This is a genomic window from Rhodoferax sp. GW822-FHT02D07, assembly GCF_058802405.1.
Map to the genome: position 1 here is coordinate 175418 of NZ_JBXAOD010000005.1, position 12620 is coordinate 188037.

Sequence of the window (12620 nt, forward strand, 5' to 3'; positions counted from 1 at the left end):
CGGGCATGTTGCCCAACTTAGAGGAGACAAAAATGAGCATCTTGAAAAAACATGCCCTGGCAGCCTGCGTAGCCACCATGGGCCTGATGGGCGCGGCCCATGCACAGAAGGCGGAAGTGATCCACTGGTGGACCTCCGGCGGTGAAGCCGCAGCCATCAAGGAATTCGCTGCGGCCTACACCAAGGCTGGCGGCACCTGGGTGGATACCCCTGTGGCCGGCGGCGGCGGCGCGCAAGCCCGTACCGTGATCATCAACCGCACCATCGGTGGTGATCCTCCAATGACTGCCCAGTTCAACTATGGCAAGCAGTACGAAGAAATCATCAAGGAAGGTCTGCTGAACAACCTCGATGACGTGGCCGCCAAGGGCAACTGGGACAAGATCCTGCCCGAGAAGATCAAGAGCCAGGTAAAGGTGAACGGCCACTACTACGCCGTGCCCGTGAACCTGCACAACGAAAACTGGATCTGGTACAACAAGGCGGTGCTGGCCAAGGCCGGCGTGACCAAGGACCCGTCCAACCTGGACGAGTTCTTCGCTGCACTGGACAAGGTCAAGGCCACGGGCGTGACACCCCTGGCACTGGGTGGCCAAGGCTGGCAGGAAAACATCACCTTCCGCTCCATCCTGATCGCCACCGGTGGCCGCGAGCTGTACCTCAAGACCCTGAAGAACAAGGACGTCTCCGGCCCGGGCTTCAAGAAGGCCGTGGAAAACTTCAAGAAGCTGAAGTCCTACGTCGACCCCGGCTCTCCTGGCCGCGACTGGAACCTGGCCACCGGCATGGTGATCGACGGCAAGGCCGGCTTCCAGATGATGGGTGACTGGGCCAAGGGCGAGTTCATCAACGCCAACAAGGCTGCCGGCAAGGACTTCGGCTGCTTCATGGCCGGTGGCGCCAACAGCCCCTACTCCATCGGTGGTGACGTGTTCGTGTTCCCCCGCAACAAGGCTGCAGGCAGCGCTGAAACCCAGAAGAAGCTGGCTGAGATGATGATCTCTCCCGCCATCCAGGTGGCCTTCAACAACAAGAAGGGCTCCATCCCCATCCGTACCGATGTGGACCTGAGCGGTGTGGACATCTGCGCAGCACAAGGTGTGAAGGCTGTGAAGGAAAACCGCCTGATTGAAGGTATTGACGACCTGCTGTCGCCTGACGTCAAGGGTGCGTTCGAAGACGCCATCAGCAAGTACTGGAACTCCAACCAGTCCGCTGACGATGCCGTCAAGGCTGTCGCAGCAGCACTGAAGCTGTAAGGGCCGTGGACCGGGGCGCTGCACCTGTGTGCAACGACTCCGGTCTCTTCCTGTTTCGAGAAAGTTCGACTGGGCAGGCAGTGCTTGCCCAGTCGAACGGTTGACTGACCTGAGATTTACACCATGGCACGAAGTTCACGACCACGCCGCTTCCATCTGGCGCTCAATGCCGCCCTGCTGCCGCTGGCCATTACCACCCTGCTCGCCTACATAGGCTCAGTGCTGTGGAGTATCCGGATTTCGTTTTCCAATTCCCGCATGCTGCCCAAGGATGACTGGGCTGGCTTCGCGCAGTTCGAACGCCTGTTCAACACCGACCGCTGGATGGTGTCCCTCCAACACATGGGCATCCTCGCCGTGGTCTACATCGGAGGCGTGATCGTGCTGGGCACCCTGATGGCCATCTTCATTGACCAGCGCATTAAGGGCGAGAGCTGGTTCCGTACGATTTTTCTCTACCCTTTCGCCATGAGCTTTGTGGTCACCGGCCTGATCTGGCAGTGGCTGTTTAACCCTGGCCTGGGGCTGCAGCATGCGTTCCGCGAACTCGGCTGGGAATCCTTCGTGTTCGACTGGACCACCCGACAGGATCTGGTGATCTACGCGGTGGGCATCGCCATGGTCTGGCAAGGCTCAGGCACCACCATGGCCATCATCCTGGCCGCCCTGCGCGGCGTGGACGAAGAGCAATGGAAAGCCGCCCAGCTGGAAGGCGTCTCCAAGCCACGCTACTACTGGAGCATCGTGCTGCCCCAAATCGGCCCGGCCTTTGCGACCTCCTTCGTTCTGCTCGCCGTGGCGCTGGTGCGCACCTTCGATGTGGTCGCCGTCATGACGCGCGGCGGCCCGGGTGACGCCAGTGAAGTGCCCGCCAAATTCATCATCGACCACCTGTTCGAGCGCAACAACATTGCGTTGGCGTCTGCCGCCTCTGTCGTCATGCTCATCACGGTCTTCACTGTGCTCACGCCACTGCTGTACTGGCGTTCCAAAGTCCAGGCCCGCCTGAACGCCGGTCACTGAAGGAACACCCGCCATGACTTCCACTGTTTCCCTGCCCCCCAAGGCACCCCGTCCCCGCCGCAGTGCCTTCACACCAGCCCGTCTGGGGGTGTATGCCTTCCTCGTCAGCGTTTCTGCCTTTTTCCTGCTGCCTCTCTATGTGATGGTCATCACGTCCCTGAAAACGGGACCCGAAGTGCGCGAAGCCCTTCTGTTTGCCTGGCCCAGCAGCCCCCAGTTCGGCAACTGGCTGGAAGCCTGGTCCACCGCCTGTATCTCTGTGGCCTGCGAAGGCATCCAGGGCGGCTTCTGGAACTCGGTCCGCCTGGTGCTGCCGGCCACGGTGCTGTCCGTCTTTCTGGGTGCCCTCAATGGCTATGCCCTGAGCTTCTGGCGGTCCAAATGGGGCGACTGGCTGTTTGCCATCCTCATGCTGGGTGCCTTCGTGCCTTTCCAGGTCATGATCTACCCGCTGGTGTCCTGGTTCCGCATGGGCGGCTTCTACAACACCTACTGGGCCATCCTGCTGGTGCACTGCATCTTCGGCATGCCGGTGCTTACGCTGCTGTTCCGCAACTACTACGTGTCGGTGCCACAAGAGCTGTTCAAGGCCGCGCGCATTGACGGTGGCGGCTTCTGGCGCATCTTCCTGCAACTGATGCTGCCCATGGCCACGCCCATGCTCATAGTGGCGACCATCCTGCAGGTCACCGGCATCTGGAACGACTACCTGTTCGGCCTGATCTTTGCGGGCAAGGACAACTACCCCATGACCGTGCAGCTCAACAACCTGGTCAACACCACCTTCGGCGAACGCCGCTACCACATCGACATGGCCGCGACCATCCTCACCTCGCTGGTGCCGCTGGCCATCTACTTCTTCTCGGGCCGCTGGTTTGTCCGTGGCATTGCTGCCGGCGCCGTCAAGGGCTGAGCTTCTCTTTCAACCTACACCACAAAGAAATCATCATGGCCAGCGTCCATATCAAAGATCTCGACATCGTCCTGGGAGGCAACAGCATCCTCAAATCCATGAATCTGGATGTGCAGGAAGGCGAATTCCTCGTGCTGCTGGGCCCCTCGGGCTGCGGCAAATCCACCCTGCTGCACTCCATTGCCGGCTTCTACGACGTCAACGATGGCCAGATCATCATTGGCGACAAGGACGTCACCTGGGCCGACCCCAAGGACCGCGACATCGGCATGGTGTTCCAGTCCTACGCGCTCTATCCCACCATGAATGTGGAGCGCAACATGTCCTTTGGCCTACGTGTGGCTGGCGTGGACAAGGCGGAGATCGAAAAACGCGTGAACCGCGCCGCCGACATGCTGCAACTCAAGGACCTGCTCAAGCGCCGTCCCTCGCAGCTCTCCGGTGGCCAGCGCCAGCGCGTCGCCATTGGCCGGGCGCTGGTGCGCGATGCCAAGGTCTTCCTGTTCGATGAGCCGCTCTCCAACCTCGATGCCAAGCTGCGCGCCGAACTGCGCCGCGAACTCAAGGAGCTGCACCAGAACCTGGGCGCCACCATGATTTACGTGACGCACGACCAGGTGGAGGCCATGACACTGGCCGACCGCATCGCCGTGATGCGCCACGGCAAGATCCAGCAGATCGACACCCCGGCCGTGGTCTACGGTCAGCCCAGCAACGTCTTCGTCGCGGGCTTCCTCGGCTCGCCCAGCATGAACTTCATCAGGGGCACGCTGGACACCTCGGGCGGGCGCAGCACCGTGCGCGCAGGTGAATTCGCCCTGGACGTCTCGGCCTACCCCTTCCAGTCCACGTCCACCCAAAGCCAGGATGTGATCCTGGGCATACGCCCCGAGCACATCCAGATCGCAGCCAGCGAAAGTGCGGGCGCCATTGCGGGCAAAATCAAACTCATTGAACCCATGGGCGCCCACCAGATCCTCTGGGTGGATTGCCAGGGCCAGACCCTGAGCATCCATACCGAAAGCGCCACCCAGTACCAGGCTGGCGCCAACTTGGGCCTGTCCGTGGACTGCAGCCGTGCATCCATCTTCCAGGGGGACGGCGAACAACGCATTTAAAGGAGCGCCGCGCGTAAGATGGCCACGATCAAAGATGTTGCCCGGCTAGCCCAGGTCGGTGTAGGCACGGCGTCCCGGGCCATCTCGGGGCGCGGTGGAGTCTCTCCCGATGCGCTCGCGCGCGTACAGCAGGCCATCCAGCAGCTCGACTTCCGCCCCTCCAATGTGGCGCGTGCGCTCTCGCTCAAGAGCCTGGGCATGCTGGGCGTCTATGTGCCGCTGTTCGAAGGCTCTTTTTACTCGCCCATCCTGCAGGCCATAGACCGCGAACTGCGCGCGGTGGACCGGCACATGGTGGCGGCCAATGCCTGCGGCCATGGCAGTGAACGGGAAAAGGCGCTACAAGGCGTGGACTTCCTCATGCAGCGCCAGTGCGATGGCGTCTTCATCCTCAGCAACGACCTGCTGGAGAGCGACCTGGCCGACCTCTACCGCCGCTACCCGCGCCTGGTACTGCTCAACCGCCACAGCTCGGTGCTGGGCGAGCACTCCTTCAGCGCCGACCATGAACACGCAGGCCGACTGGCCGCCATGGCTCTGCTGTCACACGGACACCGCGAGATCGCCGTCATCCAGGGGCACCGCGACGCACCGGACAACCATGACCGCATGCGCGGTTTTCACGCCGAACTTGGCCGCCACGGCGTGCAGGTTAAACCGCAGCACCATGTGGACGGCACCTTCAGCTTTGTGTCGGGCTATGCAGGTGCAGAGCAACTGCTCTCGCAGCACGACCAGAACTACACCGCCGTCTTCTGCGCCAACGATGTCATGGCCATGGCGACCATTACGCGCTTCATCCAGGCCGGGCGCCGGGTGCCGCAGGATGTGTCCATCGTCGGCTACGACGACACGGACATTGCCGCATACACCGCCCCGCCGCTGACCACGGTGCGCATGCCCATGGACAAGGTGACCACCAACGCCTGCCGCTTTCTTCTCAACCTTTGCTACGCCCTGAACCTGCCCGTGGAGCGCGACTTTGCGCCGCACATCGTCTGGCGTGGCTCGGTCGGCCAAGGGCCGCACCGCCCGCTGGACCTCACCACCGTGGCGCGGAACTGAAGCACCCGCCCCTCAAACACCTATGGCACGTGCACTGGGCATCGTCGGCACAGGCAATATCTTCCCCGCCTACCTGCGCACACTCCAACGCAGCAAACAGTTCCGCATCGTCGGGCTGGCCGATGGGGGCAGCGGTAGCGCCCAAGCCCGTGCCCAGGAGTTCGGCTTGCAGGCCATGTCGCTGGACGCACTGTTGCACAGCGAGGCGGAGATCATCCTCTGCCTCACGCCGCCCCTGAGCCACCACGCCATCGGCATACAAGTGCTGCAGGCTGGCAAACATTTCTTCACCGAAAAGCCGCTGGCCGCCAGCTTTGCCAAGGGTCAGGAGCTGGTAACTCTGGCCGCGCGCAAAGGCCTGCGCATGGGCAGCGCACCCGATACCTTTTTTGGCGCCGCCGCGCAGACTGCGCGCGCATTGGTCGACAGCGGTGCCGTGGGACGCATTCGCCACGGCACGGCGCATTTCATGGCACATGGCCCCGATGAGTGGCACCCCAACCCTGCCTTCTTTTACCAGCCCGGTGCGGGCCCGCTGCTGGACGTGGGCGTCTACTACCTCACGCACCTGGTGCACCATCTGGGGCCAGTCGCACGGGTCAGTGGCACAGCCCATACGACGTACAGCGAACGCCCGATTGCCGTGGGCCCGAATGCTGGCACAACCCTGCGCGTGGAAGTGCCCACCCACATCGTGAGCCAGCTGGCGTTTGCCAGCGGCGCGCAGGTCGTGCTGACCAGCAGTTTTGATGTCTGGAAACACGCCCACCAGCCCATGGAGTTCTATGGCGAGACCGGTAGCATCCTGTTGCCCGACCCCAACCTGTTTGGCGGCATCGTCAAATCTGCCTTGCGTGAAGGCCCCTGGGTACGCGCAGCGGATAAGCGCCCGCACACCACCAATCTGCGCGGCCTGGGCCTGATCGACATGGCGCAGGCACTGCAAGAGCAACGTCCGCACCGCTGCAGCGCCGAGATGGCACTGCATGTGCTCGAAGTGATGGAGCGCGCGCTGGACGCCGCACGTACCGGCCAGACCCAGACCCTCACCACCACCTGCGAGCGGCCCGCGCCGCTGGACTTCGCGCCATGACCTTCCCCCCCGGTTTTCACTTCGGAGCCTCCACCTCGGCCTACCAGATCGAGGGCGCCGCGCAGGCCGATGGCCGCCTGCCCAGCATCTGGGACGAGTTTGCCCACAAGAGCGGACGCATCAAGGATGGCAGCACGGGCGACGTGGCTTGCGACCACTACCACCGCTGGCGCGAGGACGTGGACCTCATCGCCGCGCTGGGCCACAATGCCTACCGCTTCTCGATTGCCTGGCCGCGCGTGGTCCCGCAAGGGCGAGGCGCCGTCAATGCCAAGGGGCTGGACTTTTACGAACGCCTCGTGGACCGCCTGTTGGAAAAAGGTATTGCACCCTATGCCACGCTCTACCACTGGGACTTGCCCCTGGGCCTGCACCGCGAGGGTGGCTGGTTGAACCGCGACACCTGCCACGCCTTTGCCGACTATGCAGCGGTGGTGGCCCAGCGCCTGGCCGACCGCGTGTACGGCTACGCCACCTTCAACGAACCGCGCTGCTCGGCCACCGTGGGCTACCTCGAAGGGCGCCATGCGCCCGGCGAGATGGACCAGGCCAAGGCCCTGCAGGTGGCGCACCACCTGATGCTGGCCCATGGCCTGGGCATGCAGGCCTTGCGCGCGAACACACGCACAGCACGCCTGGGCGTGGTGCTGGATGTGAAGCCCTACCACGCAGCCGATGACTCCGCCGCCTCGCGTCAGGCCGCGCACAACGCATACGGAGTGTTCAACCGCTGGTTCATGGAGCCCATGTTTCTGGGCCACTACCCGCAGGACATCTGGGACGGCTACGGCGCACTGGTGCCCTCGGTGCACGCGGACGACTTGGCCACCATCTGCCAACCCATTGATAGCCTGGGTATCAACTATTACTCGCGCGGCCATGTGGAGCACAGCGCAGCCAAGCCCTTTCCGCATGCAGCCGAAGTGCGCTGCGCCACGTCCGCGTTTTCCGACATGGGCTGGGAAATCTGGCCCGACGGCCTGCGCGAAATGCTGCTGCGCATCCACCAGGACTACCGCCTGCCCGACATCTACATTGCCGAGAACGGTGCGGCCATGGACGATGTGCTCCAGGACGGCCGCGTGCACGACCCGGTGCGGCGCGACTACCTGCAGTCGCACATTGCGGCGGTGGCCCAGGCGCGCGACGCCGGGGTGCCGGTCAGTGCCTACCTGGCTTGGTCACTGCTCGACAACTTCGAGTGGGGCCACGGCTACACGCGTCGTTTTGGCCTCTGCTATGTGGACTACCCCACGCAGCAACGCGTTCCCAAAGACAGCGCGCTGTGGCTGCGTAACTTCATCGCGAGCCAGAACGCACAGCCCTTCACGCGCTAGGCGACCTTAGTTGGCAAAGGCGGCTATGCCCGTCTGCGCGCGACCCAAGATGAGTGCATGGATGTCGTGCGTACCCTCGTAGGTGTTCACTACCTCCAGGTTCACCAGGTGACGCGCCACGCCAAACTCGTCGCTGATGCCGTTACCACCCATCATGTCGCGCGCCATACGGGCAATGTCCAGCGCCTTGCCGCAACTGTTGCGCTTGAGGATGGAGGTGATCTCGACCGAGGCTGTGCCATCGTCCTTCATGCGGCCCAGGCGCAGACAACCCTGCAGGCCCAGCGCAATCTCGGTCTGCATGTCGGCCAGCTTCTTCTGCACCAACTGGTTGGCAGCGAGCGGGCGGCCGAATTGCTTGCGGTCCAGCGTGTACTGGCGCGCGCGCAACCAGCAGTCTTCGGCTGCGCCCAGCGCGCCCCAGGCAATCCCGTAACGCGCGCTGTTGAGGCAGGTAAACGGGCCCTTGAGTCCCTGAACCTCGGGAAAGGCGTTTTCCTCAGGGCAGAACACGCCATCCATCACGATCTCGCCGGTGATGCTGGCACGCAGGCCCACCTTGCCGTGGATGGCGGGCGCCGACAGCCCGGCCATGCCCTTCTCCAGCACAAAGCCGCGGATCGGACCCACGGCGCCACCTTCGGACACCTCCTTGGCCCAGACCACGAACACATCGGCGATAGGACTGTTGCTGATCCACATCTTGCTGCCGCTGAGCTTGTAACCTCCGGCCACCTTGTGGGCACGTGTAGCCATGCTGCCGGGGTCAGAACCGTGGTCGGGCTCGGTCAGGCCAAAGCAGCCAATCCACTCGCCCGTAGCCAGCTTGGGCAGGTACTTCTGCTTTTGTGCCTCGGTACCGAACTCAAAGATGGGCACCATCACCAAACTGCTTTGCACGCTCATCATGCTGCGGTAGCCGCTGTCCACCCGCTCCACCTCGCGGGCTATCAGGCCGTAAGCCACGTAGTTGAGGCCGGGGCCGCCGTACTCTTCGGGAATGGTGGGACCCAGCAGACCCAGCGCGCCCATCTCGCGGAAGATGGCCGGGTCGGTATGCGCGTTGCGAAACGCCTCCGTCACGCGGGCCAGCAGGCGTTCCTGCGCGTAGGTCTGGGCCGCGTCGCGCAGCATGCGCTCATCCTCATTGAGTTGGCTGTCGAGCAGAAAGGGGTCTTGCCAATGGAAAGCGGCGTGCGGCATGGGGTAACTCCGGGCTATGGTCGGGTGGCTATGGTAGCCCTGTGCCGGGCTTCACACAAGCAAGGTTTTCGCACTCAAATATGCGATGTGCGAATACTTAAACGCCATCACAACGCTTGTAGCTATTGATCTTCTCTTCAATCTTGCGACAAATGCATGCCTGTGCCATAGTGCGCTTTTGTTTCTGGGCTCTCTGCCATGGACAACACCACATCAAGCAAACCCTCCGCTACACATCCTCCCGTCACTATCTTCGGACCAGACTTTCCCTTTGCGTTTGACGACTGGATTACCCACCCCGACGGTCTGGGCCAGTTGCCGGCCGCGCGCCTGGGCGAAGAGGTGGCCATCGTGGGTGCGGGCATGGCCGGCATGGTTGCAGCCTATGAGCTCATGAAACTGGGCCTCAAGCCCGTGCTTTACGAGGCCTCCAAGATGGGCGGACGCCTGCGCTCGCAGATCTTTGAAGGCACCAAGAACACCGTAGCTGAGCTCGGCGGCATGCGCTTCCCCGTCTCGGGCACGGCCTTCTACCACTACGTTAAGCAACTAGGTCTGCAGACCCGCCCCTTCCCCAACCCGCTCACCCCCGCCTCGGGCAGTACGGTTGTCGACCTCGAAGGCGAAACCCACTACGCGCAGGCACTGGACGACCTGCCCGCCGTGTTCCGCGAGGTGGCCGACGCCTGGGCCCAAGCGCTGGAAGACGACGCCCGCTTCTCCGACATGCAGGAGGCCATACGCCAGCGCGACGTGCCCACGCTCAAGCGCCTCTGGAACACCCTGGTGCCCCTGTGGGACGACCGCACCTTCTATGACTTCATTGCCAGCTCCAAGGCCTTCTCCAAGCTGTCTTTCCGGCACCGCGAGATCTTTGGCCAGGTCGGCTTTGGCACGGGTGGCTGGGATTCGGACTTCCCCAACTCCATGCTCGAAATCCTGCGCGTGGTCCTGACTAATTGCGATGACGAGCAACGCCTCATCGTGGGCGGGGCCGACCAGGTACCCCACGGCCTGTGGCGCCATGCTCCCGAGCACATCGTCCATTGGCCCGCAGGCACCACGCTGCAAAGCCTGCACGCGGGCGCCACACGCGCTGGCGTGGCGGCCATTGCCCGCGCTGCCGATGGCCGCTTGGCCGTGACCGACTGCTGGGGCGACACACGGCACTACAGCGCCGTGCTCACCACCTGCCAGAGCTGGCTGCTGACTACGCAAATTGCGGTGGAAGAGCCCCTGTTCTCGCAAAAGATGTGGATGGCGCTGGACCGCACGCGCTACATGCAGTCCAGCAAGACCTTTGTCATGGTGGACCGCCCCTTCTGGAAAGACAAAGACCCCGAGACCGGTCGCGACGTGATGAGCATGACGCTGACCGACCGGCTCACACGCGGCACCTACCTGTTTGACAACGGATCCGACCAACCTGCCGTTATCTGCCTCTCATACGCATGGATGGGCGATGCACTCAAGATGCTGCCGCAATCACCCGAAAAGCGCGTCAAGCTTGCGTTGCAGGCGCTCAAGAAGATTTATCCCAAGGTGGACATTGCCAGCCACATCATTGGCGACCCCATCTGCGTCTCCTGGGAGGCCGACCCCTACTTCCTCGGCGCCTTCAAGGGCGCACTGCCGGGCCACTACCGCTACAACCAACGCATGTATGCCCACTTCATGCAGGACGAATTTCCTGCCGAGCAAAAAGGCCTGTTCATCGCGGGTGACGATGTGTCATGGACGCCCGCATGGGTCGAAGGCGCGGTGCAGACCTCGCTCAACGCCGTCTGGGGCATCGTGCACCACCTGGGCGGCAAGACGCACGCGAGCAACCCGGGCCCAGGCGATGTGTTTGCCAATCTGGGCCCCATGGCCTTGCCGGACTGAGCCATGCGCCCCCCACTGACCCTGGCCTTGCTGCAGTGCGCACCCGCGCCCTTGGATGTGGCGGGCAATCTGCAGCGCCTGGAGCACGCCGCTGCGCAGGCCGCAGCCTCTGGCGCGCAGCTGTTGGTTTGCCCAGAGATGTTTGTGAGTGGCTACGCCATCGGAAGCGCCGCCGTACGGCAACTGGCCCTGTCCGCTGATGGAGCGTGGGCGCAGGCAATCGCTACCATCGCGCAGCGCCATGGCCTGGCCATCGTTTACGGCTACCCGGAGCGCGATGCGAGTGGCGCCGTCTTCAATGCCGCGCAATGTATCGATGCCCAGGGCCAACGCTGCCTCAACTACCGAAAGACCTACCTGTTTGGCGACCTCGACCGTCAACAGTTTTCAGCCGGGGCGCCCAGTGCCGCTACCTTTGCGCTGCAAGGCTGGAACCTGGGCTTGCTGATCTGCTACGACGTGGAGTTTCCCGAGGCCACGCGGGGCCTTGCGCTGGCCGGCGCTGACCTCATCGTGGTGCCCACGGCCAATATGCCGGAGTACGACTTCGTCGCGCAGTCCCTGGTACCGGTACGGGCCTACGAAAACCAGCTCTATGTGGCCTATGCCAACTACGTGGGCGCCGAAGGCCCCGTGCAATACGGCGGCCTGAGCCTGCTGGCTGCGCCCGATGGGCAGGCGGTGGCGCAGGCCGGACGCGAAACCACGCTGCTGATTGCCACGCTGGACGAGGCGCGCCTGAACAGCGCACGCGCAGCCGCCCACCATGTGCGCGACCTCGCTGCACAACCACCCTGCACACCCTGATTCCCATGCGCCGCAAGATTCCCGCCACCCAGGCCCTGCTGAGTTTTGACGCTGCCGCCCGGCACGAAAGCTTTACCCGCGCCGCGCAAGAGCTCGCGCTCACCCAAAGCGCCATCTCCCGCCAGATCACCACGCTGGAAGAACTGGTCGGCACACCCCTGTTTCGTCGCACACGGCATGGCGTAGCGCTCACTACCGCCGGTGCCCGCTACGCCCGGCAGGTGGCTTTGCGCCTGCGCGGGCTGGAGCAGGACACGCTGGACCTGATGTCCACCCAGGGGCACGGCGGCACGGTACAGCTCGCCAGCGTGCCCACGTTTGCCGCGCGCTGGCTGATTCCGCGCCTGCAAGCCTTCAAGGCACAGCACCCCGACACCACCATCCACATCGAGACCCGCACCCGCCCCTTCCTTTTCGCCGACACCCCGTTTGACGCCGCCATCTTCGCCGGCACCGCTACCCAGGTACAACACTGGGCGGGCACGCACAGCCTGCCCTTGATGGAAGAAGAAGTGGTCGCCGTGTGCAGCCCCACGCTGCTGGCCGGCCGCAAAAGCCTGAGCGCCCGTTCCCTGGCCGCCATGCCCTTGTTGCAACAAAGCACCCGACCCGACAGCTGGCAATTGTGGTTTGCCGCCCAGGGCGTGGACGCCCCACTGGCCCTGGCCGGCGCCCGCTATGAACAGTTCTCCATGACCACGGCCGCCGCCACCCAGGGCATGGGGGTGGCTCTGGTGCCGCGCCTGTTGATCGAGGCCGAGCTGGCCCGCGGTGAGCTGGTGCTGGCCCACCCGGCACCTTTGCCCGGCGCGCGCCACTATTACTTGGTGCTGCCCGAAGGCAGCGAGGACAAGTCCGCCCTGCGCCACTTCAGCACCTGGCTGCAACAGGCAAGCCAGGGCCAATCGGTGCGCTGAT

11 protein-coding genes are annotated in these 12620 nt (G+C 63.7%); 10 read left to right on the plus strand and 1 reads right to left on the minus strand.

Features of this window, described 5'->3' with window-relative positions; genetic code table 11:
- Window positions 1–32: 32 nt before the first annotated feature.
- From AC1RNN_RS13395 to AC1RNN_RS13425, 7 genes are all read left to right on the plus strand, one after another.
- Window positions 33–1259 carry an ABC transporter substrate-binding protein gene (locus AC1RNN_RS13395; RefSeq protein ID WP_493089623.1) on the plus strand — a complete coding sequence of 409 codons (1227 nt, stop codon included), beginning with the start codon at window positions 33–35 and terminating at the stop codon, window positions 1257–1259.
- A 123-nt stretch (window positions 1260–1382) separates the two neighbouring features.
- On the plus strand, window positions 1383–2282 hold the full coding sequence (locus tag AC1RNN_RS13400; RefSeq protein WP_493089622.1) for a carbohydrate ABC transporter permease: 900 nt from the start codon (window positions 1383–1385) through the stop codon (window positions 2280–2282).
- Window positions 2283–2295: 13 nt separating this feature from the next.
- Window positions 2296–3195 carry a carbohydrate ABC transporter permease gene (locus AC1RNN_RS13405; protein WP_493089621.1) on the plus strand — a complete coding sequence of 300 codons (900 nt, stop codon included), beginning with the start codon at window positions 2296–2298 and terminating at the stop codon, window positions 3193–3195.
- Between the two features lie 35 nt (window positions 3196–3230).
- On the plus strand, window positions 3231–4313 hold the full coding sequence (locus tag AC1RNN_RS13410; RefSeq protein ID WP_493089620.1) for an ABC transporter ATP-binding protein: 1083 nt from the start codon (window positions 3231–3233) through the stop codon (window positions 4311–4313).
- Window positions 4314–4331: 18 nt separating this feature from the next.
- Window positions 4332–5378, plus strand: a complete 1047-nt coding sequence (locus AC1RNN_RS13415; protein ID WP_493089619.1) for a LacI family DNA-binding transcriptional regulator — start codon at window positions 4332–4334, stop codon at window positions 5376–5378.
- A 22-nt stretch (window positions 5379–5400) separates the two neighbouring features.
- The gene (locus tag AC1RNN_RS13420; RefSeq protein ID WP_493089618.1) at window positions 5401–6471 is read left to right on the plus strand and encodes a Gfo/Idh/MocA family protein; all 1071 of its coding nucleotides are present in this window, start codon (window positions 5401–5403) and stop codon (window positions 6469–6471) included.
- Window positions 6468–7808: a GH1 family beta-glucosidase gene (locus AC1RNN_RS13425; RefSeq protein ID WP_493089617.1), complete on the plus strand. Its 1341-nt coding sequence runs from the start codon at window positions 6468–6470 to the stop codon at window positions 7806–7808. Before AC1RNN_RS13420 ends, AC1RNN_RS13425 begins: the two co-directional genes overlap by 4 nt.
- A gap of 6 nt (window positions 7809–7814) precedes the next feature.
- Here the strand turns inward: AC1RNN_RS13425 and AC1RNN_RS13430 are convergent, their stop codons facing one another.
- The gene (locus tag AC1RNN_RS13430; RefSeq protein WP_493089616.1) at window positions 7815–9011 is read right to left on the minus strand and encodes an acyl-CoA dehydrogenase; all 1197 of its coding nucleotides are present in this window, start codon (window positions 9009–9011) and stop codon (window positions 7815–7817) included.
- Window positions 9012–9209: 198 nt separating this feature from the next.
- Between AC1RNN_RS13430 and AC1RNN_RS13435 the strand changes: the two genes are divergently transcribed.
- The 3 genes from AC1RNN_RS13435 to AC1RNN_RS13445 are packed head-to-tail and all read left to right on the plus strand — an operon-like array spanning window position 9210 to window position 12619.
- Window positions 9210–10895 (plus strand): flavin monoamine oxidase family protein, encoded by a 1686-nt coding sequence (locus AC1RNN_RS13435; RefSeq protein ID WP_493089615.1) that lies wholly within the window; start codon window positions 9210–9212, stop codon window positions 10893–10895.
- A 3-nt stretch (window positions 10896–10898) separates the two neighbouring features.
- Window positions 10899–11702 (plus strand): carbon-nitrogen hydrolase family protein, encoded by an 804-nt coding sequence (locus AC1RNN_RS13440; protein ID WP_493089614.1) that lies wholly within the window; start codon window positions 10899–10901, stop codon window positions 11700–11702.
- A 5-nt stretch (window positions 11703–11707) separates the two neighbouring features.
- Window positions 11708–12619, plus strand: a complete 912-nt coding sequence (locus AC1RNN_RS13445) for a LysR substrate-binding domain-containing protein (protein ID WP_493089613.1) — start codon at window positions 11708–11710, stop codon at window positions 12617–12619.
- Window position 12620 lies beyond the last annotated feature (1 nt).